Origin of the sequence: Dactylosporangium siamense (genome assembly GCF_016862795.1) — a bacterium.
In the GTDB taxonomy this organism is placed as follows: domain Bacteria; phylum Actinomycetota; class Actinomycetes; order Mycobacteriales; family Micromonosporaceae; genus Dactylosporangium; species Dactylosporangium siamense.
Genome location: NZ_BONQ01000125.1, coordinates 136,882 through 163,394 on the forward strand (window position 1 = coordinate 136,882; position 26,513 = coordinate 163,394).

Below are 26,513 nucleotides of genomic sequence, written 5' to 3' on the forward strand. Positions count from 1 at the left end.
CCTAGGGTCACCGCTTTCCTCGCGATAACCCTTTGCCCACCAGACGGACGGTTTTCTAGGCTCCGGGGCATGGGACGCACCGTCGTCGTCGGCGACATCCACGGCTGCTTCGACGAGCTGATCGAGCTCGTCGACGCCGTGCGCCTGCGCCCCGACGACCTGCTCGTCAGCGTCGGCGACCTCGTCGACCGGGGTCCGAATCCCGGCGAGGTCATCCGGTTCTTCCGGCAGCGGCCGAACTCCGTCGTGGTCATGGGCAACCACGAGCGCAAACACGTCCGCGGCGTCCATTCCTACGCCCAGGAGATCACCCGGCTGCAGCTCGGCGACGGCTACGCCGCCGCGGTCGAGTGGATGGCGACCTTGCCGTACTTCTTCGAGAACGACGACCTGCGGGTCGTGCACGCCGCGATGCTGTCCGGGGTGCCCCTGGCGGCGCAGCGGGAGGAGATCCTCTGCGGCTCCACCAGCGGCGAACGGGCGCTCGCCGGGCTGTTCCCCGACGGGCACTGGCACGAGCACTACACCGACGCGAAGCCGGTCGTGTTCGGCCATCACGTGACCGGCCGGGAGCCGCTGCTGCGCGACGGCCGGGTGTTCGGCCTGGACACCGGCGCCTGCCACGGCTGGAACCTGACGGCGCTGAGCGTCCCGGACCGCACCGTCCACTCGGTGCCGGCGCACGCCGACCACTGGTCGACGACCCGGCGGGTGTGGCAGCTGCCGGTCCTGCGGTCCCGGCCCTGGCGGGACTGGACATGGCCGGAGATCGACGCCGCCGTGGCGCGGTTCTCCGCGGCGCCGGACGCCGGTGACTGGCTCCGCGCGGTCGCGGCGTGGGCGGGCGACCTGCGCGCGGCGCTGCCGGCCGTCGTCGCCGCGGCCCGGGACCTGGCCGGCCGGCTCACCGCCGAGCAGCTGCGGGCGCACCCCGCCGGGCAGGTGCTGTTTCAGGCCCGCGCCGGGCGGCTCGACGAGACCGCCCTCGCCCGGCGGTGCTCGACCCCGCGCCGGACGGCGGACCTGGCCGCGGCACTCGGACTGGAGCTGCCGGACCTGCCCGCCTGAGCGGCTACCCCATGTGGTGCAACAGCCAGTGCACCTCGGTCCACACCTCGGCGGGGTCGTCGTGGTGCGGCCCGTAGACCTCCCACCGCGGACCGGCCGGGGTGCGGTCGTGCGCGGCGCACCAGTCGGCGACGGCCTGATGCGCCGCGCCGAGTCCCGCGTACGACCCGCGGTGCACCGTCGTGGCGACCGGCCCGGCCGGTAGCGCGGACGCGGTCACCCGGCCGGTGAGCGGGCCCGGCCGGTCCAGGGCCACGCCGACCTCGACGTTCGGCACGTCGTCGAGGTACAGCATCACGTTGCGGCACCCGCGGTCGATGCCGGCCGCGCGCAGGCAGCCCCACACCTCGTCGAGCAGGCCCGGCCACACGGCCGGGAACTCCCGCCACGTCGTCGTCGCGGCGACCACCACCGTCGGCCGGGCCGCGGCCTCGCTCACCGTCACCTGGTGCGACATGAAACTCCTTCGATCCGTGAGGGGCCGAACGGTCAAGTCGGACGCCCATAAGGTCTATTTCCGGCACATCCGGCATATCGGAAACGTGGCCATGGTGTCCTCGGGTGAGGAGGCGTCGACGGCGACGCCGGACACGGGGGACATCATGGGACGCACCAGGACGCGCAACAGCATCGTGACACTGATCGCGGTCTGCGGGATCGCGGCACTCACACCCGCCACACCCGCGGCCGCCGCGCCGGCACCCTTCGGCTCGGCCACCAAGATCGTGCTGGACCGCTCGGGCGGCTTCGCCGGCAAGCAGGACTCGTTCGTCGTGGACCGCACGACCGTCGGCGGCCAGCGGGCGCTGCGACTGGCCGGCAACTACCGGTTCAAGTGGCTGCGCAACTCGTACCAGCCGCGGAACCCCTGCTGCGACCGCTACGCGTACCGCGTCACCGTGTCCTACCGCGGCGGCTTCCGCAAGACCGTCAGGACCGTTCAGGGCACCGACGCGCCCAAGATCCTGTGGGACGTCATCGGCGAGTCGGAGCGGTACGGCGTCCGCCCGTTCTCACCGGCACCCGCGGCCTGACCGGCAGGCCCGTCACCGAGGTACCTGAGGACGATCGGCGCGCAGGGCCCGGGGGCGGTACGGTGCCTCGGCAGGCGGACGACGCTCAGGTCCCGCGGGGAGCGGTCGATGAGCAGTCCGGACGAGCACGCAGAGGACGGGCCGCACATGACCGGAACCGGACGGCCGCGACCGGCGGCGCGTCTGCGTGAGGCCGTGTTCGGCCCGTCGCACGCCGACGTGATCGCCCAGGTCGGGATCGTCCTGATCGCCTGGGGCTGGTTCGCGCTCAACGTGCGCGGCCCGATCGGGCCGGCCGCGCTCGGCTGGGTGCCCAACCTGTGCTCCGCGGCGCTGGCCGGTGCCGCGCTCTGGACGGTCGGCGCCGACGCCCGGGTCAACCGGGCCGCCGCCCGGTTCTGGCGGCTCATGGGCGCCGGCACGCTGCTGGTCGGCGTCGGCTCGGTGGTGCGGGGCATCCAGGCGATCGACGACCCGGGCGGACGCATCGGCGCGGTGGACGGCGCGGTCTTCCTCGTCGCGGTGCTGCTGGAGGGCTGGGCCCTGCTGCGGCTGCCGCTGGGCCTGGACAGCCGGCCGCGCCGGGTGACGTTCCTGCTCGACGCCTGCACGGTGGTGGCGGCCGGCGGGCTGTTCCTGTGGCAGTTCTGGCTGCGCCCGTCCCTCGAGCAGGACGGCGGCAACCGCGCCGCGTTCTTCACCGGCCTGATCACCCTGGTCGTGTCGCTGCTGGCGCTGTTCGCCATCGTCAAGGTCGCGCTCACCGGCGGGTCCACCGTCGACCGGGCCGCGCTGCGGTGGTTCGGCCTCGCGATCATCGTCGGTGCGCTCGCGTCCGCGCCGGAGGCGCTCCTGCCGCCCGGCGCGCCCAGCCCGAGCCAGCTGGCCGTGCCGCTCAGCTGCCTCTTCGCGGTGTTCGCCGCCCGCTGCGAGCGGCGCGACCGGCCCGCTCCGGACGCCGCCGTCGTGCACGGCCGCCGCCGCTCGTTCAGTGTCCTGCCCTACGTCGCGGTCGGCGCCGGCAACCTGCTGCTGCTGTTCGTCATGACCTCCAACAACGCCGGCGAGCGGCTCGGCGTCGCCGTCGGCGTGGTGATCCTCGCCGTGCTCGTCGTCGTCCGGCAGATGCTCACGTTTCAGGAGAACACCCGGCTGGTCGCCCGGCTCGACGCCGGCATGGTCGAGCTCGGCGACCGGGAGCGGCGGTTCCGGTCGCTGGTGCAGAACGCCTCGGACCTCATCACCGTCACCGACGCCGAGGGCATCCTCACCTACGTCAGCCCCGGCGCGACCCGGCTGCTCGGGCTCCCGGCGGAGCAGTGGCCGGGCCGGGCCGCCGCCGACATGATCTACGTCGACGACGCGGGGGAGGTCTTCGCCGCGTATGAACGGGTGATCAGCGAACCGGGCGTGCCGGTGGTGTTCCAGGCCCGGCTGGCGCACGTCGACGGCAGCTGGCGGTGGGCCGAGATCACCATGGCGAACCTCCTGCACGACCCCGGCGTGGCCGGCATCGTCTGCAACTCCCGCGACGTCACCGACGCCCGCGACTTCCAGCAGCGCCTCAGCCATCAGGCCAGCCACGACGCGCTCACCGACCTCGCCAACCGCAGCCTCTTCGGCGAGCGGGTCTCCGAGGCGCTCGCCGCCGGCCCGCCGGAGCGGCTGCGGGTGCTGCTCATCGACCTCAACGAGTTCAAGACCGTCAACGACACCCTCGGTCACGCCGTCGGCGACGCGCTGCTGGTCGCCGCGGCGGACCGGCTGCGCGGCGCGGTGCGGCGCGGCGACATCGTCGCCCGGCTCGGCGGCGACGAGTTCGCGGTCCTGCTGGAGCACGCCGACGACGCCGCCGCGCTCGCGGTCATCGCCCGGATCGCGGGCGCGTTCGAGGAGCCGGTCGACGTCGACGGGCACCGGCTGCGGCTGGCCGCGAGCATCGGGGTGGCGCTCGGCACCGTCGCCGCGACCCCGCAGGAGCTGCTGCGCCGCGCGGACGTCGCGATGTACGCGGCGAAGGCCGACCGCGACGGCCCCCGCATCCGCCACGTCGACTACGCGGCGCCGCTGGACGTGCCGGTCCGCGCTCGCGCCACCCTGGAACGGGACCTGCGCACCGGCATCGACGAGGGGCAGTTCCGCGTCGTGTACCAGCCGATCGTCGCCCTGGACGGCGTGCGCCTCGACGCCGGTGGCGTGCCGGCGATGGTCGAGGCCCTCGTGCGCTGGGAGCACCCCGGCCGCGGCCCGGTCCCGCCGGCCGACTTCATCCCCGTCGCCGAGTCGACCGGCCTCATCGTGCCGCTCGGCCGGTGGATCCTGGAGCAGACCTGCCGGCAGGCCGTGACCTGGCACCACGCGCACGGCGCCGCCGCGCCGCGGATGAGCGTCAACGTGTCGGCCCGGCAGCTGCAGGAGGCCGACTTCGCCGCCGACGTCGACCGCGTCCTCACCGCCACCGGCCTCGCCCCGCAGCGGCTCACCGTCGAGATCACCGAGACGGCGACGCTGCACCCGAGCTGCGTGCAGTCGGTGCACGCGCTGCGGGCGCTCGGCGTGCGCATCTCCCTCGACGACTTCGGCACCGGGCACTCCAGCCTCAGCACCCTGCAGACCTGCCCCGTCGACGAGATCAAGCTCGACCGCGCGTTCACCGGCACGTGCACCGCGCCGGATGACCGTACCGTCGCCGCCGCGGTGATCCAGATGGCCCGGGCGTTGCGCATCGCGGCCGTCGCGGAGGGCATCGAGACCGAGGCCCAGGCGCAGCGGCTGCGCGAGCTCGGCTACCCGCACGGGCAGGGCTACCACTTCGCCCGGCCGCAGCCTCCGGAGCGGATCGACGCCCTGCTTGCGACCGGCCACCTGGTGCGCGCCGAGTAGCTATGAGCCGGCCAGGTCGTGGCGGAAGGCGTAGGCGACGGCCTGGGCCCGGTCGCGGGCGCCGACCTTCACGAACAGGTGGTTGATGTGGCTCTTCACCGTCGCCTCGCTGACCGTCAGGTGAGCGGCGATCTCGGTGTTGGACAGGCCGCGCGCCATCAGCGACAGCACCTCGGCCTCCCGCGGCGTGAGACCGTCCGGGAAGTCCGGCCGCGGCGCCGGCGCATCCGCGATGGCGTTGACGAGGTGCCGCTGCACGGCCGGGTCGATGACCGCGTGGTCGTCGAGGACCTGCCGCAACGCCGCATGGATCTGCTCGCCGCTGGCGTCCTTGGTCAGGTAGCCGCGGGCGCCGGCCCGGAACGCGTCCAGCACCGATCTGTCGTCGGAGTACGTGGTCAGCACCACCACCTTGACCTCGGGCGCCTCGGTGCGCAGGCGGCGGGTGGCCTCGACCCCGTCGCACCGCGGCATGCGCAGGTCCATGAGCACGACGTCCGGCCGCACGGCGTGCACCAGCGCGACCGCCTCGGCGCCGTCGGCGGCCGCGCCCACCACCTCGACACCCTTCATCAGCGCGAGCACCATGCTCAGCCCTTCGCGGACCACCCGCTGGTCGTCGGCGATGACCACGCGGATCATGCCGGCACCGCCAGCTCGACCCGGAACCCCTGGTCGGTCGCGCCCGCGGTGAGCGTGCCGCCGAGCAGCTCGGCCCGTTCCCGCATCCCGGTCAGCCCGTAACCGTCGGTCTCGCCGGGAATCACCGGCCGCCGCGCGGCGAAGTCCTCGACGACCAGGCGGGTGGCCGTCGATTCGTAGGCGAGGCGCAGCGAGACACGCGTCGGCGACGCGTGCTTGATCACGTTGGTCAGCGCCTCCTGTGCCACCCGGTAGAGCGCCAGCCGTGCCTCCGACCCCAGCGGGTGCGGCTCCCCGGTCGTCGTGAAGTCGCACGGCACGGCCTGGTCGCGGGTGAACTGCTCGGCCAGCGCGGCCAGCCGGTCCGGGCCGGGCAGGTCGTCGTCGCGCAGCATGCCGATGGCCCGCCGGGCCTCCTCCAGGCCGGCCCGGGCGAGGTGGTGGGCGCGGTCGACGGTGACCGGCAGGCGCGGGTCGGTCGGATCCTCGGCGATCAGCATGCGAGCGCCCTCCAGCTGCAGCGACAGCCCCGACAGTGAGTGGGCGAGGACATCATGCATCTCCCGGGCCAGCCGCTGCCGCTCGGCCAGCACGGCCGCCTCGGCCAGCGCCGCCTGGCCGGCCTGCAGCTCGGCGAGCAGGCGCTTGGTCTCGCGCTGCGCCTCGGCCAGCCGGAACGCCAGATACAGCGAACCGAACAGGACGGCGAACCCGGCGAGCACGGCGAGGAAGCCGAAGTCCTGCCCGGCGATCGATGCCACCGCCTCGAGCAGCACGAATGCCGTGATCAACACCGGGACGGCCACCCGCACGGACATCAGGCCGGTCGCCGCGCACAGCACCGCGACCAGCACCGCCACCGAACCCGGGCCGCCCGGCTGCACCGCCACCAGCGTCACCGAGCTGACCAGCATCGCCCCGACGAAGACCACGTGCGGCGGCCGGATCGGCGGTGTGGTGGTCGCGTTGCGGCCGAACACCCCGACCACGAACCCGACGGTGGCCAGCACGACGACCAGCCGTCTGCCGGTCGGCCCGAATCCGGGCCCGGTGGTGGCGGCGGCCCACACGAACCACGCCAGCATCAGTGGCGTCAGCAACTGCATCCACCGGATGACCCGCAGACGGGTCAGCGCGGGCTCCTCGGTCTGCACCTCTAGAACGTAGAACGATCTCGCTCCGACGGCATCGGCGCCCGGTTGGAGCCGCGTCTGCACCCCCGGGTGGAGACGCGACTTCGATCCGCGCGCCGATGCCGCACCCCGGCCCCGAAACGCAGGCTGGGCGGCATGAAGAACGACCATCTGCACGCCGTTGTCAAGCTGCTGGCCGCGTTCCTGGTGATCAGCGTGTCCACCGTCGTCGCCGTGGTGGTGATGCGCCACGACCCCGCGCTCGTCACCACGGCCGTCTGGGTCCGCACGCCGCTGGTCGCGGCCAGCGCGGCGGTGCTCCTGCTGCTCGCCCGCCGCGCCGCCGCCGGCCACCGCGGCTCGTTCCGCCGGCTCCGTGTCATCTCGATGGTGGTGCTGGCCGCGATCGTCGCCGTCGTCGCCTGGCCGGGTGCGTTCCCGGTCTGGCTACGCGTCGAGCAGGCCGTGTGCGGTGTCGTCATGCTCAGTGTCGTGGTCCGCACGAACCTCCGGGCGGCCCGGTCGTCCGGGTCTTAGTTCAAGTCCCGTATTGACGCGATTGCCCTGCTGGAATAGCCTGCGGTGGATCTGTTAAGCAACTTCACAGATCGATCGCCCTGCCGTCCCCAACCCGGTCGGCAGGAAGGTTCCCGCCCGCCACGGGACCCCGCCCACAGCACCCGATGCGGTCCATGGCGGGTACTTTCGCCCAGGAGGGACCCGAATTGCGCAATTTCAAGACCCTCGCAGCCGCCGTCGTCGCCGCCACGGCCATCGCGGCCGGCGTGGTCGTCACGGCCGGCCAGACCACCGCCGAAGCCGCGGTGGTCTGGGCCGAGGAGTTCAACGGCGCCGCCAGACAGGGTGTCGACACCGCCCGGTGGAACTTCGACACCGGCGGTGGTGGCTTCGGCAACCAGGAACTGCAGTACTACAACAGCGGCACCAGCAACGTGTACCAGGACGGCCAGGGCAACCTGGTGATCGAGGCGCGCCGGGAAAGTGGCGGCCGGAGCTGCTGGTACGGCACGTGCCAGTGGACGTCCGGCCGGATCCAGACCGCCGGGAAGTTCACCCAGCAGTACGGGCACATCGAGGCCCGGGCGCAGGTGCCGAAGGGCACCGGGCTCTGGCCGGCGTTCTGGATGCTCGGCGGCGGCAACTGGCCCACCGACGGCGAGATCGACATCCTGGAGAACGTCGGACGCGACCCGAACACGATCTACGGCACGCTGCACGGCCCCGGCTACTCCGGCGGCAACGCGGTCGGCGGCACCCGCAACCTGGGCCAGCCCGTCGGCGACGCGTTCCACGTGTTCGCAGTCGACTGGTCGCCGAACCTGATCATCTGGACGGTCGACGGTTCGGAGTACTTCCGGGCCACGCCGGCCAGCCTCCGCGGCAACCGGTGGGTCTACGACCACCCGTTCTTCATCATCCTCAACCTGGCCGTCGGCGGGAACTTCCCCGGCAGCCCCAGCGGCAGCACCCCGTCGGTCAACCGGTTCCTGATCGACTACGTCCGCGTCAGCACGTCGGGCACGACACCGCCGACCGGAGGGACGAACGCCCTGCGCGGCACCGGCAGCGGCCGCTGCATCGACATCCCCGGCGCCAACGCGGCGGACGGGGCCCGGCTCCAGATCTGGGACTGCAACGGCTCCGGCGCGCAGCAGTGGACGGTCGGCTCGGACGGCACCATCCGCGCGCTCGGCAAGTGCATGGACGCCGCCTCGGCCGGCACCGCCAACGGCACGGCGGTCCAGCTGTGGACCTGCAACGGCACCAACGCGCAACGCTTCACCGTCTCCGCCGCCGGCGACATCGTCAACGTCGGCGCCAACAAGTGCGTCGACGTGGTCGGCCGCGGCACCGCCAACGGCTCGCAACTGCAACTGTGGGACTGCGGCGGCGGGTCCAACCAGAAGTGGACCCGGGTCTGACGAGCTCGCGGGCCTTGCGTCGCCAATGACGCAGGGCCCGCGTACCCTGTCCGGGATGGTGCAACTCGTCGATCTCACGTCGGGGACACCGCAGCCGCGGCCCATCGACGTGCACTGGATCTCCGGTTCGATCTCGGCCAAGCACAACACTGATCCGGACATCCAGGTGCACGAGTACGATCCGCACACGTTCATCCTGCGGCAGAACAAGGCCGTCCACTTCGAGGCGCCGTTCGTGTTCCTGCTGTTCGGCAACGACCGCGCGATGCTGCTGGACACCGGGGCCACCGAGTCCCCACAGTATTTCCCGCTGCGCGCCACGGTGGACGACCTGATCGAGCGGTGGCTGGCCGAGCACCCCCGGGACGGGTACCAGCTGCTGGTGCTGCACACGCACAGCCACGGTGACCACGTCGCGGGCGACGGCCAGTTCGCCGGCCGGCCGGACACCACAGTGGTGCCGGCCACCCGTGACGGCGCGTGGGCGTTCTTCGGCTTCGACGTCGACCCGCACCGCGTGGCGCGGGTCGACCTCGGCGGCCGGGCGCTGGAATGCCTGGCCACCCCCGGGCACAACAAGGCGGCGGTGACGTACTACGACCCGCACACCGGGATCCTGTTCACCGGCGACACGGTGTACCCCGGGCGCCTCTACGTGGAGGACCTCCCGGCGTTCCGGGCCAGCATCGAGCGGATCATCGACTTCGCCGGCAGCCGCCCGGTCACCCACGTCCTGGGCTGCCACATCGAGATGACCAACCAGCCGGGCGTCGACTATCCGATGGGCACCACGTTCCAGCCGGACGAGCCGCCGCTGCAGCTGACCGTCGAGCAGCTCCGCGAGGTCGGCACCGCGCTCACCACGATCGACGGCCCGGGCCACCACCGGTTCGCGGACTTCATCATCTGGACGTCGTGACGAGCGACGGCCACCGGTCCACGGCCCACGCCGGCCAGCTGGGCCAGTCCGGCGGCGGGGCGGGGACCGTGCCGCCGCGCAGCTCGGCGGCGTCGGGCACCTGGAACTGCCGGCGCCACTGGGCGATGTCGGCGCCGGTCATCGGAAACGTCGTGTGCGGTGCGGTGGCCTGGCGGTGGGCGATCCGGGCCCGCTGGACGTCCTCGTCGACCGGCAGGTAGACCACCTGGCAGGAGGCCCCGACCGAGGTCGCGAGCCAGCGCAGCGCCGAGCGTTCGTCGCGGCCCCAGAGCCCGAAGTCGAGCACGACGGGGGTCCCCAGCCGCAGCGTCCGCAGGGCCGTCGAGATGAGCAGCCCTTCCAGGAGGTCACGCTTGCGACCGGCGGTCGACTCGCCGAAGAGCGGGATCATCCACTCGTCCGGCGTCAGCCGCAGCGCGGGGTGTGTCGTGGCGAGCTCTCGGGCCCGGGTGGTCTTCCCGGCGCCGGGAAGCCCGACCATCAGGAAAAGATGTGCCATTTGGGGTCGCTCCCATGATCCGGCAGGGACGAGCCGGCGAGGGACTGCCGGCAGGACACTGAGCCGGCGGTGCGGGCACGTTACCGCCGCACCGCCGCTAAGCGGCGCGGATGTTCATGGTGGCGGAGCAACCCATGCCGTCACGATAGCCGAACTCGGTCTGGTTGACTGGGGCGTCCTGACCGTCGCACGAGGGAGCCCGATCTTGCCCGCACCAACTCCACGAGCCGCGCGCAGCACGCGGAAGGTGACACCGACGCTGGACGTGGAGACCGAGCTGTGGGGGCGGGGGCACCTGACGGTCGCCGGGATGGACGAGGTCGGCCGGGGTGCGTGGGCCGGGCCGATCGCCGTCGGGATCGCGGTCCTCGCGCAGGACGCCCCACCGGTGCCGGACGGGCTCGCCGACTCGAAGTTCCTGTCCGAGGCGCAGCGGGAGCGGATGGTGCCCGTCGTGCGGGACTGGGTGGGGCACTGGGCGATCGGTGAGGCGACCGTGGAGGAGATCGACCGGCTCGGCGTCACCGCGGCGCTGCGGACCGCGGGCTGGCGGGCCCTCGCGGCGCTGCCGGAGCACCCGGACGTGATCATCCTGGACGGCGCCCACGACTACCTCAGCGACCCGATGGAGGAGACGCTGTTCTGCCCGGAGCGCAGCATCCCGCCGGTCCGCACCGAGGTCAAGGGCGATGCGCGGTGCGCCGTCGTCGCCGCGGCGTCGATCCTGGCGAAGTCGCACCGGGACCTGCACATGGCCGCGCTCGCCGGGCAGTTCCCGCAGTACGGCTGGGAGCGCAACGCCGGCTACGGTGGCGCCGCCGAGCACCTCGACGGGGTCGCCGCGCACGGGCTGAGCGTGCACCACCGCCGGTCGTGGCGGGTCGACGCGGCGTTGACGGCCGGGACGGCGGGATGACGACCGCGGCTGCTCGCCGGGACGGCGGGATGACGACCGCGGCGGCGATGCGGGCGGAGGCGAAGGCGCTCCTGGGCCTGGCGCCCGCGGTGGGGCTGCCGTTCGCCGATGACGCGCACCGCCGCCGGATCGAGTACCGGCCGCGACCCCGGCCCGGGGTGAGCCTCGGCAACCTGGACCCCGACGGCCGCAAGGCCGCGCACCGGCTCCTGGCCACCGCGCTGCGCCCGCACGCGTTCGCGCAGGCGACCGTGATCCTCGCCCTGGAGGAGGTGCTCGACCGCGAGGAGGGGTACCGGCGCGGCCGGCACAGCGACGACTACAGCGTCGTCGTGTTCGGCAGCCCGGCGGCGGGGGAGCGGTGGGGATGGCGGTTCGAGGGCCACCACCTGTCGGTGTCGATGACCCTCGACGGCGACGCGGTCTCCCCGACGCCGGTGTTCCTCGGCGCCAACCCGCTCGCCACCTGGTATCGCGGCCGGCCGGTGGTGCGCCCGCTCGCGCCGGAGGAGGACCTCGGCTGGGCGGTCCTCGACGCGGTCCCGAGACAGCTGCTGTCGCGGGTCGTGCTGGACCCGGCGGCGCCGCCGGACATCCACAGTGGACCGACGGCGGTGGTCCCGCCGATCCGGCCCGGGATCGCGGCGGTGGAGCTGCCCGACCCGGCCCGGCGCCTCCTGGACGACCTCCTCGCGGTGTATCTCGACCGGCTGCCGGCCGACATCGCCCCCGCCGTGGACCGCGACGCCCTGTCGTTCGCGTGGGAGGGCGCCACCGAGCGCACCGGCCGGCACTACTACCGGGTGCAGGGCCCCGACCTGCTCGTCGAGTACGACAACACCGCCGCCGACCTGAACCACGCCCACACCGTGCTGCGCCGCCCCGATTCCGACTTCGGCGGCGACGTCCTGGCCGCCCACCGCGCCGGGCGGCCCCATCAGTAGACGAACGGCCAGACCGCCGCGTCCCAGTCGAGCCGGTCAGGTTCCGCAGAAGGTCTGGTATCCGCCGAACTGCTCCGGTGCCGGGGCGGTGTAGCTTTCCAGGCCGGGGCGCCGGGTGTAGGGGTCGTCGAGCACCTCGACCAGCTGTGTGAGCGGTCCCAGGTCGCCACCGGTCGCGGCGGCCAGGGCCTCCTCGACGAGGTGGTTGCGCGGGATGTAGACGGGGTTGACGGTGTCCATCGCGTCGGCGTCCGGGTCGAGCGCCAGCCAGCGTGCGACCCAGGCGCTGCCGAGGGCGCCGGGCAGCAGCTCGCGGATCGGCCCGTCGTCGCCGCGGGCCGCCGTGGCCAGGGCGCGGTAGGTCGAGGTGTGGTCGGCCCGGCCGGTCTGCTGCAGCGTGAGCAGCTCCTCGACCAGTGCCGGGTGAAGCTGGCGCAGGCCGAGTTTCGCGCGCATGCCGTCCGACCAGGCTTCGTCGTACCGACGCCGAAACGACTGCAGAGACACTGTTGCGAGCTCGACGGCCCGATCCTGGTCGCCGTCGATCAGCGGCAGCAGCGTCTCGGCGAGCCGGGCCAGGTTCCACTCCGCGACCAGGGGCTGGTTGCCGTAGGCATACCGCCCGCCGTGGTCGATGGAGCTGAAGACGGTGGCCGGGTCGTAGGCGTCCATGAAGGCGCACGGCCCGTAGTCGATGGTCTCGCCCGAGATGGTCATGTTGTCGGTGTTCATGACCCCGTGCACGAACCCGGCCAGCATCCACTGCGCGATGAGCCGGGCCTGGGCGCCGGCGACCGCCTCGAACAACGCCAGATACGGCCGCTCGGCACCGGCGGCCTCGGGGTGGTGCCGGGCGATCGCGTGGTCGGCGAGCCGCCGCAGCAGACCTTCGTCGCCGGTGACGGTGGCGTACTGGAAGCTGCCGACCCGCAGGTGGCTGCTTGCGACCCGGGCGAGCACCGCGCCGGGCAGCAGCCGCTCGCGGCGCACCGGCCGGCCGGTCGCCACGACGGCCAGGGCGCGGGTCGTCGGGATGCGCAGCGCGTGCATGGCCCGGCTGACGACGTATTCGCGCAGCATCGGCCCGACCGCGGCCCGACCGTCCCCGCCGCGCGCGAACGGGGTGCGCCCGGAACCCTTCAGGTGCAGGTCACGGACCCTTCGCTCGGGGTCGACGAGCTCGCCGAGCAGCAGCGCCCGCCCGTCGCCGAGCCGCGGGACGAACCCGCCGAACTGGTGCCCGGCGTAGGCCTGCGCCACCGGGGCGGCGCCCTCGGGGACGTTGCCGCCGACGAGCAGCCGCAACCCGTCGGGCCCGCGCAGCCACGCCGGGTCGAGCCCCAGCTCGACCGCCAGATCTTCGTCGAGGGCGAGCAGCCGCGGCTCGTCGACGTCCTCGGCCTTCCAGGGCACCGCCATCTCGGCGAGGTCCCGGGCGAAGCGGCTGTCGAGGGTCACGATGCTCACCCGGTCGAGAGTACGTTCTCCGCGGGCCCGGCCGTCTTCCGTGAGGGCTCGGGTGCCTTTTCACGAGAGTTCGGGCGCCGTTCCGTGCGGGCTCCGGTGCTTTCCGTGCGGGCTCGGGCGCTTTCCGTGCGGCTTGATCGCGGTTATGCGGGTTCGCGCACGCCGCCCGGGTCGCCGCCGTCGCCGTCGCCCGGCATCGGCTCCGGCAGCGCCTCCGGCAGTTCGTCCGGGGTGTCGGGCAGCAGCTCACCAGGGTCGTCCGGCACGGGCTCGCGCGGGTCGATCGGCGGGTACTCGTCTGGGTCAAGATCCGGGTTCGCCATCCCGCCAGTATCAACCCGCCGGCGCCGTCCCGCCCGTTGCGGCGACTTTCAGCGTCGCCCCGCCCGTTGCGTCCGTCTTCGGCGCCGCGCGGTGCGGCGGTCTTCAGCGCCCGCTTCGTTGCGGCGGTCTTCGGCGTCGCCGGTTGTCGCGGCTTCAGTGCCGTGGCAGGAGCAGGCTGAGTGCCGCGATGGCCGCGCCGAGCCCGGCGCCGATGAGGAACACCACGTCGTAGCCGCCGGCGGTGGCGAGCACCGCCAGCCCGATCGACCCGCCGACCTGGTTCGCGGTGCTGGCCAGGCCGCCGACGGTCCCCGCCTCGCCGGCAGGGGCACCGGCGGTTGCGGCGGCCATGAGGGTGGGGAAGGCCAGCCCGATGCCGGCCGCGACGAGCAGCGTCGGCCCGAGCACGCCGGTGACGTAGTCGCTGCCGGCGCCGGCCTGTGCGAGCCAGCCGAAGCCGGCCACGAGGCAGGCACAGCCCGCCAGGATCAGGGTCCTGGCCCCGGCCCGGGGCAGCAGCCCGGCGGCCAGCCGCGCGACCGCCACGAACGTCACCGCCGCCGGGGTCTGCCCGAGCCCGGCGTCCAGCGCGCCGAACCCGAGGACATCCTGCAGGAGCAGCGACGTGAAGTACCACATCCCGATGGCGACCCCACCGAACAGCAGGAGCATCGCGTTGCCGGCGGCCACGCCCCGGATCGCGAACAGCCGCAGCGGGATCATCGGCCGGCTCGCCACCCGCGCCTCGACCACGACGAACGCGGCGAGCAGGACGACGCCCGCCGCGATCGGCCCGGCCACCCGTCCGGACGTCCAGCTGTGCCCGTCGCTCTGCATCACCCCGTAGACCAGTGCGGTCAGCCCGGCGGTGCCGGTCACCGCGCCGGCGAGGTCGAGCGCCTCCCGCCGCCCGGTCCGGGTGCGCGTGAGTGCCGTCATGGCGGCCGCGATCAGGACCGCGCCGATCGGCACGTTGATCAGGAACACCCACTGCCACGACAGGCCGGTGGTGAGGGCGCCGCCCACGACCGCGCCGACCACCCCACCGGCGCCGCCCGCGGCGGACCAGGCGCCGAACGCCCTGGCCCGCGCGTGCGGGTCGGTGAAGGAACTGTTGAGCACCACCAGGGTCGCCGGGGCGAGCATCGCGGCGCCGAGGCCCTGCGCGACCCGGGCCACCACCAGGACCTCCGGCGTCGTCGCCAGCCCGGCCGCCAGGCTCGCGGCGCTGAACAGTGCCAGGCCGGCGACGAGCATCCGGCGGTGGCCGAACAGGTCGGCGGCGCGACCGCCGGGCAGCATGAACCCGGCGAAGGCGAGCAGGTAGCCGTTCACCACCCAGGCCAGCCCGGTGGGCGTGAAGCCGAGGTCCCGCTGGATCGAGGGCAGCGCGACGTTCACGATGGACACGTCCAGGATCACCATGAACTGGCAGGCGCTCACCAGCGCCAGCACCAGCCAGGCGGGGGCGCCGCGCGTCGTGGTCCTCGTCATGCCCGCCACGATCACGATGCCCCCCGATGTCGTAGAATTAGTTACGCGCATAATGTTATGCGCGTAACTAACTTGTCAAGGAGTGTCCGTGGACTTCGCTCAGGCCGACGCCCTCAACCAGGCCATCCGTCTGCTGAGCCTGCGCCACCGGGCCCGGGCCGCCGCGCTGCTGACCCCGCTCGGGCTGCACCCCGGGCAGGAGACCCTGCTGCTCGAGCTCGCCCGGACCGGGCCGATGATCCAGGCGCAGCTCAGCGAGGCACTCGGCTGCGAGCCGCCCAGCGTCACCCTCATGACCCGCAAGCTGGAGGCGTCCGGCCATATCCGGCGCGAAGCCGCCCCGGCCGACAAGCGCGCCAGCGTCGTCGCGCTCACCGACCGGGGCCGGGCCCTCGTCGAGGAGATCAAGCAGCTGTGGTGCGACCTGGCCGAGGAGACCGTGCGCGGCCTGCCCGCCGCGACCGTCGAGCAGATCCCCGGCATCCTGAACACCATGACCGGCAACGTGGACGGCCGGCGTCGCCGATAATCGATGGCCCGACCGGTCCGGCCGGTGCGATGATCGAGATCTGGGTCGCTAGCTCAATTGGGAGAGCATTCGACTGAGTAGCGCATCCGCTCTCCGCCTGTGCGGGTATGGCTGCGCTTCCTTCTCCTTGTTGGATCGAAGGGTTCGGGGTTCGAGTCCCCGGCGGCCCACAGTGACGTTGGATCGGAGGGCCGCGTGCTCGAGAAGCTGATCATCCGCAGGACGCTCCGCGTGCCGGCAAGCACCGGCGCGGCCGGCGACGGCTCGGCCGTGGCCCGCCAGCTGGACGCGGCGCTGCTCGATGCCGGGTTCTCGGCGTCGCGGGCGCTGCTGGAGCACGTCGGCGCGCTGGCCCATGGACCGGCGATGGACCTCGCCGCCACGGTGGTGTCGGCGGTGCGCGAGCTGGTCGGCGACCACGTGCAGCACAACGCGTACTTCATCGGATTCCCCGACGACGTGCCGGACACCGTCGAGTTCTGGACGTCTCGGCTGCGGGCCGCCGTGCTCGCCGGCGGTGGCACGGCAAGCGACGCGCAGCTGCGCGCCGCGGTCCTCTCCGGCGGCGTGAACCTGCTCGACCTGCCGGGCTACGGCACCTACCAGCACACCTACGCCGAGCTTCTCGCCGCGCACGACGAGCTGATCGCCTCGGCCGGTGACCGGCTGACCCTGCTGCAGCTCGGCGACACCGCCGAGGTGGAGGCCGGCCGGCTCTACCTGGCCCTGGCCGGCAGCACGACGCCGCACGGTGAGGCGGACCTCGCGCTCCTCAGCGAGCTCGCCCTCACCTGCATCGACGACGCGCAACCGGAGCGGATCCCGGTCCGGGAGAACCGTGCCGTGCTCAACGGCGTCCGGCTCGTCCTCGGCCGGCCGCTGGTCGCCGTGGACACCACGACCGACGTGCTGCGCCTCGCCTGCCACGTCTCCGGCGGGGACGTGTCGCTCGCGACGCCCACCCGGTTCCGGTCCTTCGGGCGCCCGGAGCGGCGGATCCTGCTCGCCGCGCTGGACGGGATCGTCGGCGCGAGCCAGGACAAGCTCGGCGACGTCGCGCCCTACGCGGAGCGGTGGAAGCGGCTCGGGGAGCGGCTGCACCCGCACGAGCACGACCAGTGGCCGCACGCCCAGGCGGTGTTCGCGGTCGCCCGTGGTGAGCGGCGGGTCCGCAACCTCGCCGGCCGTGCGGAGGCGGCGATCGGCGCCGGAGCCGTCGGCACGGCCGCGTCGGTGCTGTCGGCCGCGCCGGGTCTGCTGCTGCGGTCCGCGGACCGGCTGCTGCGGCTGGCGTCGCCCTCGGAGCGGGCCGGCGTGGTCGAAGCGGTCACCGGCGCGCTCGGCTCGGCGTCCGGCCGGGTGCTCTGCTCGCTGCGTGAGCACGTCGGCAACCGGTTGACGCCCGCGTCCGCGCGGCTGTACGCGAACCGTTCGCGGCGCGCCTGGGTGGGGGCGGACGAGCGGCCGCCGCTGCCGGCCGAGCTGATCGCCGAGCTGTCGGCGCGGCTCGACGCGGAGATCGGCGCCCGGCTGCCGGACCCGCAGCGGCCGCTGCTGGTGGACCCGGACGTGCTCGACGTCGCCCTGCCGCTGTCGGGCAAGGCGGCCGAAGGCGGCTTCGCGGTCCTGCCGAGGGGCTCGCGGGCACCGGTCTCCGGTGAGCTGCTGCGCTTCTTCACGTACTGGCGCGAGACCAGCCGCCGCACCGACTTCGACCTGTCGGTGCTGCTGCTCGACGGCAAGTTCCGCACCGCCGGTCAGGTGTCGTGGACGAACTACCACCACGACGGCATCGTGCACTCGGGCGACATCACCAGCGCACCGAACGGAGCGACCGAGTTCATCGACGTGCCCCTGACGATCGACGTGCCCTACGTGGTGCCGCAGGTCTACATCTACGCGGGCGAGTCGTTCGACGAGGTCGCCGAGTCGATGTTCGGCTACCAGACCCGCACCCGGGACCAGCGGGGCGCGCCGTTCGACGCCCGGACCGTCCGGGCCCGTTCCGACGTGCGCGGCCAGGGCCGGATCGCGCTGCCGATGCTGTTCGCCAAGGGCGAGCGCGGCTGGCAGGCGGTGTGGTTGCACCTCTACCTGCAGGGCCGGCCGAACTTCAACCGGGTGGAGGAGAACACGTTCGGCACCGCCGACCGGGTCCGCGCGGTGATGGAGCGGCGCTACCTCACCGTCTCGTATCTGGTCGACCTGCTCCGCACCCGCACCGAGGTGCGCACCTGGGACGGTGAGCTGCCGGACGAGCCGGTCACCTTCATCGGCATCGAGGCGCCCGAAGGCCTGCCGGCCGGGTCGGACGTCTTCCCACTGGGTCGGCTCAGCGAGCTGATCCCCGCGTAACCTGGCATCACCGGTGACGGCCGAGGCCATGCCGGCGCTTCCTCCTATTCCGTTCGAATCGGGAGCCCCCGCGCAAGCGGGGGATCTGGTGAATCAGCGCCGGCGCTTCCCTCGGCCGTCCCCGGGCAGGCCCACACCGTGACACGCGTCCATCTCCGCGTCCGGTTGCCTCTCGCCGATGTCGCACATGCGGCTGACAGGCGAATCGGCCGTCGGGCAACCTTTGCTGCCCAACGGTTGCGTGTGAGGTGTCGTGAGCGGCGATGTGTTCGTCGGTGTGCTCGGCCCGACGGTCGTGCGGCGCCACGGCCGGGACGTCGTCGCCGGTGGGCCGGCGCCGCGGACGGTGCTGTGCCGGCTGATCGTGGCCGGCGGCCGGTTCGTGGCGCTCGACGCGCTGGTCGACGGACTCTGGCCGCACGAGCCGCCGCCGAGCGCGCGGATCACCGTCCAGGGGTACCTGTCCGTGCTGCGCCGCGCCCTCGAACCGGACCGGCCACCGCGGGCGCCGGGTCGGCTGCTCGTCCGCGACGGCACCGGGTACGCGCTTCGGCTGACCCCCGCCACGCTGGACACCGACCGGTTCGGCGCCGCGCTGCACCAGGGCCGGGACCTGCTCGCGGCCGGCGACCCCCGCTCCGCCCTCGCCCGCCTCGACGAGGCGCTCGCCCTGTGGCGCGGACCCGCGTACGCCGACTGCGCCGACCGCCCGTTCGTGATCGCCGAGGCACACCGGCTGCGGGAGCTGCGGACCGCCGCCGTGGAGCACCGCCTCGCCGCCCTGGTCGAGCTCGGCGCGCACGAGACGGCGGCCGCGCAGCTGCGGGCGTTCCTCGCCGAGCATCCCCTCCGCGAACGCGCCTGGGCGCTGCTGGCGCGGGCGCTGTACCTGACCGGCCGGCAGGGCGACGCACTCGAGGTGCTCCGCGACGCCCGGCGCCGGCTGATGGACGACCTCGGCGTCGAGCCCGGGGCGGACCTGGCCGGGCTCCAGCACGAGATCCTGGCCCACACCGTCGACGCCGCGCCCGCCGGCAACCTCCCGCACCCCGTCTCGGACCTGGTCGGGCGGGTCACCGAACGGCAGGCGGTGACCGACCTGCTGCGCCGGCACCGCCTCGTCACGCTCACCGGCGCGGGCGGGATGGGCAAGACCCGGCTCGCCCTGGCGGTCGCCGCCGACCGTTCGGACCCTGACGGTCCCTGGCTGGTCGAGCTGGCCGGGCTGCACGAGCCCGCGGTGCTCGCCGAGCGGGTCTGCGCCGCGCTGCGGATCGCCGGCCCCGGCAGCACCGGCACCCTCGTCGCCGCGCTGCGCACCCGGGAGCTGCTGATCGTCCTGGACAACTGCGAGCACCTGGTGGGCGCCGCCGGCGTCCTCGTGTCGGCGCTGCTGCGCGCCTGCCCGCAGGTGCGGGTGCTGGCGACCAGCCGCGAGTCGCTCCGGGTCGACGGCGAGCACCTGTTCGACGTGCCGCCGCTGTCGGCCGGCGAGGCGGTCGAACTGTTCACCGCGCGGGCCGCCGCGGTGCTGAGCGGTCGCCGGCCCGGCCCGGCCGAGCGGCACCCGATCGCCCGGCTCTGCGCGGCCCTGGACCACATGCCCCTCGCGATCGAGTTCGCCGCCGCGCAGAGCCGGGTGCTGTCGCCGCGGCAGATCCTCGCCCGCCTCGACGACCGGTTCGCCGTCCTGGCCGGGCCGCGGACCGCGAGCCGGCACGCCACCATGCTCGGGCTGATGGACGCGTGGTACGAGCTGCTGACCACCGCCGAGCAGGAGCTGCTGTCGGCCCTCGCCGTGTTCGAAGGCGGGTTCGGGCTGACCGGGGCCACCGCCGTCGCCGGCCGCGCGGACACCCTCGCGGTCCTGACCGCCCTGGTGGAGAAGTCCCTGGTGCAGGCCGACGACCGGCGGTTCATGCTGCTGGAGACCATCCGCCGGTATGCGGTGCGCCGCACGTCCCCGGCCCGCCGGCACGCGCTCGGCGTCCGGCACACCACGTGGGTGCTGCACCTGGCCGACGCCGCCGGCGAGCAGCTGCGCGGCCCCGCAGGCGCCGCCTGGATGCGGCGCCTGCACCTGGAGAGCGACAACGTGCGGGCGGCGCTGCGGCGGGCGGCCACGGCCGGGGACACCGCCGCCGTGCTGCGCATCGCCGGTGGCCTGCACTGGTACTGGTACCGGCAGGGCCGCGTCACCGAAGGGCTGCGCTGCCTGGAACCGGCGCTGCGGCAGGCGGACCCGAGCGTCCACGACCCCGCCAGGATCGCCCGCGCCGCCGTCGGACTCGCGCTGCTGCGGTACCTCGGCGGCGCCCACGACCAGGTCGCCGAAGCCCTCGCGGTGGCCGCCCGGCACGGCGCCGCGACCGACGACCTGGCGGTGCGGGCACAGGTCCTGGCGACCGTCGCGTATTTCCAGGCCGGCGCCGGGGACGTCGATGCCGCGACCGCCAACGCCACCGAGGCCCTGGCGCTGGCCCGGACCGCCGGCCACCGCGCCACGGCGGCCGAGGCGCTCATGTGCCTGGGCGAGGCCGAGCGCCGCTCCGGTCGCCTGGAACGGGCCACCGCCACGTTCACCGCCGCCCTGCGCGAGGCCGACGGGTGCGGTCACGGCTGGGCGGCGGTGTCGGTGCTGTGGCTGATGAGCAAGGTCGAACTCGCCGCGGACCGGCCCGACCGGGCGGCGGCGCTGATCCGGCGGATGCTCGAGGAGGCGCACCGCGGCGCCGACACGACCGGCTGGCTGGTGGCCGTGGCGATGTCCGCGCACCTGCTGGCGCTCGCCGGCCGGACCGCCGCCGCGGCTGACCTGCTCGGCACGGTCCGTGCTCTCGGCGACCGCGTCGGCTACCAGGCCGAGGCGATGGACGCCGAGCTGGCGGGCTACCTCGCGACGCTTCAGCCCTGCGGAGTGTCCCCGGGCAGCTGAACCCCGGTGAGGTCGGCGCACTGGGCGAGCACGGCATCCAACAGCGTCGGCTCCAGCACCGCTGGCCGCCATGCTCGTTCGCTGAAGTAGCGGCCGGTGACCAGCACCTCGGGGTCCTCGCCGACGGCGAGGCGCACCTGGGCGTTCGCGGCGTCCTCGGGGCTCGTCGGCGCGCCGTCGCCGCCCATGGCGGTGCGCACCCAGCCCGGGTCGAGCGCGTTGCTCAACGTCGACGGCCACCTGCGGGCAAGGGCGACGGCGAGCATCAGGTCCAGCAGCTTCGACGTCGAATACACCGCGAACCCGTTCCAGGGCCGCCGGTCGTACTGCAGGTCGGCGAGGTCGACGGCTCCGTCCGCGGCCATCGCCGACGACACGAACACCAGCCGCTCCGGCTGCGGCAGCAGCGCCGTCAACAGGTACGGCGCGAGCACGTTGACCTGGAACATCGACTCGAGGCCGTCGCCGGTCAGCTCCCGTTCCGAGCTGTCCAGCCGGGCGATCCCGGCGTTGTGCACGATCGCGTCGAAGCGACCGTACGCCCGCAGTGAACCCGCGAGGGCCGTCGTCTCGGCGAGGGAGCGCAGGTCGCCCACCGCGATCCCGGCCGCGCCGGGCAGCGCCACCTTCGCGGCCGTGGCCCGGTCCTCGTTGCGGGCGTGCACCACCACCCGGTGCCCGCCGGCGATGAGCTGGGCCGCGGTGCGCCGGCCGATGCCGTCGACGGATCCGGTGACAAGAACGTTGCGCATGGTTTTCCCTTCGTCGTGTGCCGTCCCACGATGATCGCGACCATTGGGAAACCATTGGGAACCGGTTGGGACGGTACCGGCGCCGTGTTGCCGGCTGCCGTCGCCGCGATGTCATGCGTGCATCGTGCCGGGGTGCGCACCGCCCTCGAGTGGATCTTCCGCATGATCGAAGGACAGTGCTGGCTGTCCGCGCGGCCGGTGCGCGACTTCGATCACCGTCATGGTGCGAGAACGGGCCGTCATGATGCGGGGACAGGCATGACGGATTCTCCGGCGTCGTGGCTGTCGGCGGGGGACGTGGCGACGGTGATCGCCAGGTCGACGCGGCCCTGTCGGACCAGCAGCATCGCCAGGTCGTGGCGGCGGGTCACGCGATACGGCCAGAGCGCCTCGACGGCCTCGTCGAGGCGGCCGGCGCCGGCGAGCAGTTCGGCGAGCAGCGCGACGCCATGCGCGGCGCTGCCCTCGGGGTGGGCGTGGACCTCGTCGATCGCCTGGTCGGTGCGGCCGTCCGCGACGAGCAACCGGGTGCGGGACTGCAGCAGCTCGAACCACATCCCGCACTGGCTCGCGGCGATCTCGTCGATGGCCGCGAGCGCCTCCTCCGGGCGCCCGAGCCGCAGCAGCAGGGTGCCGAGCGTGTCGGCGAGCCACCGCTCGTTGCCCGGCGGCGGCTTCCTGGTCATCGTGCGCAACAGCGCGACCGCCTCCTCGGTGCGGCCGTGCCGGTCCAGCAGCGCGGCCAGCGCCGGCTTGGCGTTGCGCCGTCCGCCATCGACGAACGGGCGCAGCGCTTCGATGGCGCTCTCGACGTGGCCCTCCCGCTCCCGCAGCTCGGCCAGGCGCTCCGCCGCGTATCGGCCGTCGCCCGTGGCGGCGAGCTCACGCAGCAGCTCGCCCCGGCCGTGCCGGCCCAGCAGCTCGGCCAAGGGCCGGAACGTGCCATGCCCCAGGTTGCCACGCAGCACCGAGTAGGCCTGGTCGAAGCGGCCCTGCCGATCCAGGACCGTGGCGAGGCACGTCAGGACGAACCCGCGGTCCGGAGCGTCCTCAAGCGCCGCGGTCAGCACCGCGGCGACCTCGTCGTCGCGGCCGTGGCCGTCGGTGAGCCGGACGAGCATCCCCGAAAGCACCGGGTGCGGGCGCAGCAGCGCCACCACCTCGTCGATGAGGCCCTGCCCGGCCAGGAGCGTGACCAGCAGCTCCAGCGCCGGCCGGTCGCCGGCCTCGGCGAACGGGCGGACCAGCGCGACCGCCTCGCCGGCCCGGTCGTGCCCGGCGAGGACGCCGGCTAAGGCCTCCACCGCCACCCACCAGCCGGTCCCGGCGACGGGGCGGAGCAGCTCCACCGCCCCGTCCACGTCGCCGGCCGCTACCCGCAGGTCCGCCAGGGCGCGGAGGCAATGCCAGTCACCCGCCGCCGCCTGGTGCCGCACCGCGTCCAGGTGCCCGCGCTCCACCAGCAGCGTCACGAGCGCCGGCAGCAGCCAGCCGTCCCGCTGGTGGAAGCGCCGGTCGAGCTCGGCCACCAACGTCAGGTCCCCCATGGCAGCCATCATGCCGGAGGGGTACGACAGAAACGGCGCACCGAGGTCACGCCCCGGTAGGACGCTCCAACCGGACCACGACCCACTTCGACGTGGGCGTGCCGCTCACCGCCGCCTGCGAGTCCAGCGGGACGAGGGGGTTGGTCTCCGGGTAGTACGCGGCGACGCAGCCCTTCGGGGTGTTGTATTCGACGAGCCGGAATCGCGGCGCCCGGCGGACCCGGCCGTCGGTCCACTCGGAGACCAGGTCCACGATGTCACCGTCGGCGAAGCCGAGCTCGGTGAGGTCCTCCGCGCTGATGAACACGACCCTGCGCCCCGAGCGGATGCCACGGTACCGGTCGTCGAGCCCGTAGATGGTGGTGTTGAACTGGTCGTGGCTGCGGATCGTCTGCAGGACGAGACGGCCCGGCGGCACGGTCAGCACCTCCAGGGGGCTGACCGTGAACACCGCCTTGCCCTCGGGGGTCGGGAACGTGCGCGAGTCCCGCGGCCCGTGCGGCATCGTGAAGCCGCCGTCGGCCCGGATCCGCTCGACGTAGCCGGCGCAGCCGGGGACGACCCGGCCGATCCGGTCACGGATGCGGTCGTAGTCGACGGGGAAGTCCCGCCACGGGATGCCGTGCCGGTCGCCGAGGGTGGCGGCGGCGATGCCGCAGACGATGTCGACCTCGGAGCGCAGCAGCGGGCCGGCCGGGGCCGAACGACCCCGGGAGGCGTGCACCTCCGACATGGAGTCCTCGACGGTGACCCGCTGGACCCGGCCGCCGGTCAGGTCCTGTTCGGTGCGGCCGAGGGTGGGCAGGATCAGTGCGGTGCGGCCGGCGGCGACGTGGCTGCGGTTGAGCTTCGTGGAGATCTGCACGGTCAGCGTGGCGCCGCGCATCGCCTCGGTGGTGACGTCGGTGTCGGACATGGCGGCGACGAAGTTGCCGCCGAGCGCGATGAACACCTTCGCCCGCCGGTCCCGGAACGCCCGCACCGCGTCCGCGGCGTCGAACCCGTGCTCGCGCGGCGGTGCGAAGCCGAACTCGGCGCCGAGCGCGTCGAGGAAGAACGCCGGCGGCTTCTCCCAGATGCCCATGGTCCGGTCGCCCTGCACGTTGGAGTGGCCGCGGACCGGGCACAGGCCGGCGCCCGGCTTGCCGATCATGCCCTGGGCGAGGGCGACGTTGACGAACTCCTTGATCGTGGCGACGGCGTTGTGGTGCTGGGTGATGCCCATCGCCCAGCAGTGCACGATCCGTTTCGAGGACGCCAGCATCGCCGCCGCCGTCTCGATCTGCGACCAGGCCAGACCGGTCGCGGCGAGCACCGCGTCGCGGTCGACGGCACGCACATGGCGCTGCCATTCCTCGAAGCCGGTGGTGTACCCCTCGATGAAGGCCCGATCGAGCACCGTCCCGGGTGCCGCGTCCTCGGCGCCCAGCAGCAGCTGGCCGATCGCCTGCCAGAGCGCCAGGTCGCCGTTGGAGCGGATCTGCAGCAGCTCGTCGGCGAGGTCGGTGCCGCGGCCGGCGAGCCCGCGCGCCTTCTGCGGGTTGTCGAAGCGCATCAGCCCCGCCTCCCGCAGCGGGTTGATCGCCAGGATCCGAGCGCCGTTGCGTTTGGCGGTCTCCAGCGCGGTGAGCATCCGCGGGTGGTTGGTGCCGGGGTTCTGCCCGGACACCACGATCAGGTCCGCCTCGTGCAGGTCCTGCAGCGACACCGAGCCCTTGCCGACGCCGATGGTGCGGGCCAGCCCCGCCGACGTCGACTCGTGGCACATGTTGGAGCAGTCCGGCAGGTTGTTGGTGCCGTACGCCCTGGCCAGCAGCTGATACAGGAACGCCGCCTCGTTGCTGGCCCGCCCGGAGGTGTAGAAGACCGCCTCGTCCGGGCCGGCGAGGCCGTTGAGGTGGGTGCCGATGAGCGCGAACGCGTCGTCCCAGGAGATCGGCTCGTAGTGCTCGGCGCCGTCGCGGCGGACCATCGGGTGGGTGAGCCGCCCCTGCCGCTCCAGCCAGTGGTCGGTGCGCCCGGCCAGGTCGGTGAGGGAGTGGGCGGCGAAGAACTCCGGCTCGACCGTCTCCCGGGTCCCTTCCCAGGAGACGGCCTTGGCGCCGTTCTCGCAGAACTCGGCGGTGTGCCGGTGTCCCTTCGGGTCGGGCCAGGCGCAGCTCATGCAGTCGACGCCGTCGACCTGGTTGAGCGCCCGCAGGTTCCGGGTGGCCTTGACGACCCCCATCTGCCGCACCGCGTTGCCCACGCTCAGCCGCACCGCCTGCAGCCCGGCGGCGTGGTCGGCGGGCGGCCCGACCCGCAGTCTGGCCTCGTCGTCGTCGACAGGTGGATCGGCCGTTGCCATGCGGTGCTCCAGCGATAAGCGGTCGGGGGTCCTCGAAAAGACTGTAGTCCCTCTTCCTCAGCCCGGTCCGGCGGCGAAGATCCGGGCGTAGATCGCGTCGATGACGTCGTTCTTCGCCAGGCTGTAGTCTCCCGGGCGCTCCACGGTGTCGCGGGCGAGGCGGCGCTTGGTGCTCGCGTACAGCTCCAGGTCCTCGGGGTGGCTGCGCAGCCAGTCCCGGAACAGGCGGTGCCGGACGAGCTCCGGCGCACCGACCGGCCAGACGTGCAGGTGGATGTCGTCCTCGGCGTTGACCAGCATCCGGTGCCCGTGCCACCAGGGCTCCCGCAGGACGAGCCGGTGGCCGGCGCGGACCAGGTCGGGCACGTACAGCGTCTCGTCGGCGGTGTCCTCGACGGTGAGGTCGACGTCGATGATGGGCTTCGCCGGCAGCCCCGGCACGGACGTGGACCCGACGTGCTCGACGGCGACGACCCGATCGCCGAGCGTCTCGACCAGCGCCGCGTGGATCGCGTCGTAGCGGCGCGGCCAGCCGGGGTCGTAGTCCTCCAGGACGATGCTCCGCCACCGCGTCGGCGGCTGCCCGACCAGCCCGGCCTCCAGCTGCTCAGGCGTGCCGTGGAACCGCTCAGTGATCTCCGGTGGATACCCGGCCATCGAAACCTCCCCGAATTTGGCAAGTCGTCCAGGGTACGACACCTGTCGGCCCGCCGACAGAAGATGTTCGCAACCGACCCGGCCAGTCAGACGTGTCGATGGTG

At 73.5% G+C, this 26,513-nt stretch carries 22 protein-coding genes and 1 tRNA gene; 12 read left to right on the forward strand and 11 right to left on the reverse strand.

The window, feature by feature from the left end:
• Nucleotides 1-69 precede the first annotated feature (69 nt).
• On the forward strand, nt 70-1,068 hold the full coding sequence (locus tag Dsi01nite_RS39370; protein ID WP_203851482.1) for a metallophosphoesterase family protein: 999 nt from the start codon (nt 70-72) through the stop codon (nt 1,066-1,068).
• A gap of 4 nt (nt 1,069-1,072) precedes the next feature.
• Here the strand turns inward: Dsi01nite_RS39370 and Dsi01nite_RS39375 are convergent, their stop codons facing one another.
• The gene (locus Dsi01nite_RS39375) at nt 1,073-1,525 is read right to left on the reverse strand and encodes a GyrI-like domain-containing protein (RefSeq protein ID WP_203851483.1); all 453 of its coding nucleotides are present in this window, start codon (nt 1,523-1,525) and stop codon (nt 1,073-1,075) included.
• Between the two features lie 145 nt (nt 1,526-1,670).
• Between Dsi01nite_RS39375 and Dsi01nite_RS39380 the strand changes: the two genes are divergently transcribed.
• Together Dsi01nite_RS39380 and Dsi01nite_RS39385 are read left to right on the forward strand one after the other, a co-directional pair.
• Entirely contained in the window at nt 1,671-2,102 is a 432-nt protein-coding gene (locus Dsi01nite_RS39380) for a hypothetical protein (protein WP_203851484.1), read from the forward strand.
• 108 nt (nt 2,103-2,210) lie between these two features.
• The gene (locus tag Dsi01nite_RS39385; protein WP_203851485.1) at nt 2,211-4,985 is read left to right on the forward strand and encodes a putative bifunctional diguanylate cyclase/phosphodiesterase; all 2,775 of its coding nucleotides are present in this window, start codon (nt 2,211-2,213) and stop codon (nt 4,983-4,985) included.
• On the opposite strand, the gene Dsi01nite_RS39390 is transcribed toward Dsi01nite_RS39385, so the two are convergent.
• The gene (locus Dsi01nite_RS39390; protein ID WP_203851486.1) at nt 4,986-5,627 is read right to left on the reverse strand and encodes a response regulator; all 642 of its coding nucleotides are present in this window, start codon (nt 5,625-5,627) and stop codon (nt 4,986-4,988) included. It abuts the gene before it with no gap.
• The gene (locus Dsi01nite_RS39395) at nt 5,624-6,781 is read right to left on the reverse strand and encodes a sensor histidine kinase (RefSeq protein WP_203851487.1); all 1,158 of its coding nucleotides are present in this window, start codon (nt 6,779-6,781) and stop codon (nt 5,624-5,626) included. The genes Dsi01nite_RS39390 and Dsi01nite_RS39395 overlap by 4 nt, the downstream gene beginning before the upstream one ends.
• A gap of 135 nt (nt 6,782-6,916) precedes the next feature.
• Here Dsi01nite_RS39395 and Dsi01nite_RS39400 point away from each other — a divergent pair, with 135 nt between their 5' ends.
• The 3 genes from Dsi01nite_RS39400 to Dsi01nite_RS39410 all read left to right on the forward strand — a co-directional run bounded on the left by Dsi01nite_RS39400 (nt 6,917) and on the right by Dsi01nite_RS39410 (nt 9,622).
• The gene (locus Dsi01nite_RS39400; RefSeq protein ID WP_203851488.1) at nt 6,917-7,297 is read left to right on the forward strand and encodes a hypothetical protein; all 381 of its coding nucleotides are present in this window, start codon (nt 6,917-6,919) and stop codon (nt 7,295-7,297) included.
• A gap of 188 nt (nt 7,298-7,485) precedes the next feature.
• Nucleotides 7,486-8,703, forward strand: coding sequence for a glycoside hydrolase family 16 protein (locus Dsi01nite_RS39405; protein ID WP_239136501.1), 1,218 nt, complete (start codon nt 7,486-7,488; stop codon nt 8,701-8,703).
• 55 nt (nt 8,704-8,758) lie between these two features.
• Nucleotides 8,759-9,622 (forward strand): MBL fold metallo-hydrolase, encoded by an 864-nt coding sequence (locus Dsi01nite_RS39410; RefSeq protein ID WP_203851490.1) that lies wholly within the window; start codon nt 8,759-8,761, stop codon nt 9,620-9,622.
• Here the strand turns inward: Dsi01nite_RS39410 and Dsi01nite_RS39415 are convergent.
• A complete protein-coding gene (locus tag Dsi01nite_RS39415; protein WP_239136502.1) occupies nt 9,606-10,142 on the reverse strand; it encodes a P-loop nucleotide/nucleoside kinase family protein in 537 nt (178 codons plus the stop codon). The two genes, Dsi01nite_RS39410 and Dsi01nite_RS39415, sit on opposite strands and share 17 nt — an antisense overlap.
• A gap of 247 nt (nt 10,143-10,389) precedes the next feature.
• Between Dsi01nite_RS39415 and rnhB the strand changes: the two genes are divergently transcribed.
• Nucleotides 10,390-11,058, forward strand: coding sequence for a ribonuclease HII (gene rnhB / locus Dsi01nite_RS39420; RefSeq protein ID WP_203851491.1), 669 nt, complete (start codon nt 10,390-10,392; stop codon nt 11,056-11,058).
• Nucleotides 11,059-11,105: 47 nt separating this feature from the next.
• Entirely contained in the window at nt 11,106-12,002 is an 897-nt protein-coding gene (locus tag Dsi01nite_RS39425; protein ID WP_373318928.1) for a DUF3500 domain-containing protein, read from the forward strand.
• Between the two features lie 36 nt (nt 12,003-12,038).
• Here Dsi01nite_RS39425 and Dsi01nite_RS39430 read toward each other — a convergent pair whose 3' ends face one another.
• From Dsi01nite_RS39430 to Dsi01nite_RS39440, 3 genes are all read right to left on the reverse strand, one after another.
• On the reverse strand, nt 12,039-13,469 hold the full coding sequence (locus Dsi01nite_RS39430) for a protein adenylyltransferase SelO (protein ID WP_239136504.1): 1,431 nt from the start codon (nt 13,467-13,469) through the stop codon (nt 12,039-12,041).
• Nucleotides 13,470-13,612: 143 nt separating this feature from the next.
• Nucleotides 13,613-13,792: a hypothetical protein gene (locus Dsi01nite_RS39435; protein ID WP_203851492.1), complete on the reverse strand. Its 180-nt coding sequence runs from the start codon at nt 13,790-13,792 to the stop codon at nt 13,613-13,615.
• A gap of 154 nt (nt 13,793-13,946) precedes the next feature.
• Nucleotides 13,947-15,287, reverse strand: a complete 1,341-nt coding sequence (locus tag Dsi01nite_RS39440) for an MFS transporter (RefSeq protein WP_203851493.1) — start codon at nt 15,285-15,287, stop codon at nt 13,947-13,949.
• A gap of 88 nt (nt 15,288-15,375) precedes the next feature.
• Between Dsi01nite_RS39440 and Dsi01nite_RS39445 the strand changes: the two genes are divergently transcribed.
• The 4 genes from Dsi01nite_RS39445 to Dsi01nite_RS39460 all read left to right on the forward strand — a co-directional run bounded on the left by Dsi01nite_RS39445 (nt 15,376) and on the right by Dsi01nite_RS39460 (nt 21,106).
• A complete protein-coding gene (locus Dsi01nite_RS39445) occupies nt 15,376-15,816 on the forward strand; it encodes a MarR family winged helix-turn-helix transcriptional regulator (RefSeq protein ID WP_203851494.1) in 441 nt (146 codons plus the stop codon).
• A gap of 42 nt (nt 15,817-15,858) precedes the next feature.
• Nucleotides 15,859-15,986 (forward strand) — tRNA-OTHER (locus Dsi01nite_RS39450).
• Between the two features lie 25 nt (nt 15,987-16,011).
• Nucleotides 16,012-18,171 (forward strand): TerD family protein, encoded by a 2,160-nt coding sequence (locus Dsi01nite_RS39455; RefSeq protein WP_203851495.1) that lies wholly within the window; start codon nt 16,012-16,014, stop codon nt 18,169-18,171.
• Between the two features lie 253 nt (nt 18,172-18,424).
• Nucleotides 18,425-21,106 (forward strand): ATP-binding protein, encoded by a 2,682-nt coding sequence (locus Dsi01nite_RS39460; protein WP_203851496.1) that lies wholly within the window; start codon nt 18,425-18,427, stop codon nt 21,104-21,106.
• On the opposite strand, the gene Dsi01nite_RS39465 is transcribed toward Dsi01nite_RS39460, so the two are convergent.
• The 4 genes from Dsi01nite_RS39465 to Dsi01nite_RS39480 form a co-directional block, all read right to left on the reverse strand.
• The gene (locus tag Dsi01nite_RS39465; protein WP_203851497.1) at nt 21,076-21,858 is read right to left on the reverse strand and encodes an SDR family NAD(P)-dependent oxidoreductase; all 783 of its coding nucleotides are present in this window, start codon (nt 21,856-21,858) and stop codon (nt 21,076-21,078) included. The two genes, Dsi01nite_RS39460 and Dsi01nite_RS39465, sit on opposite strands and share 31 nt — an antisense overlap.
• Nucleotides 21,859-22,097: 239 nt before the next feature.
• Nucleotides 22,098-23,405, reverse strand: coding sequence for a hypothetical protein (locus tag Dsi01nite_RS39470; RefSeq protein ID WP_203851498.1), 1,308 nt, complete (start codon nt 23,403-23,405; stop codon nt 22,098-22,100).
• A gap of 46 nt (nt 23,406-23,451) precedes the next feature.
• Nucleotides 23,452-25,752 (reverse strand): FdhF/YdeP family oxidoreductase, encoded by a 2,301-nt coding sequence (locus Dsi01nite_RS39475; RefSeq protein WP_203851499.1) that lies wholly within the window; start codon nt 25,750-25,752, stop codon nt 23,452-23,454.
• A gap of 57 nt (nt 25,753-25,809) precedes the next feature.
• On the reverse strand, nt 25,810-26,409 hold the full coding sequence (locus tag Dsi01nite_RS39480; RefSeq protein ID WP_203851500.1) for a GrpB family protein: 600 nt from the start codon (nt 26,407-26,409) through the stop codon (nt 25,810-25,812).
• Nucleotides 26,410-26,513 lie beyond the last annotated feature (104 nt).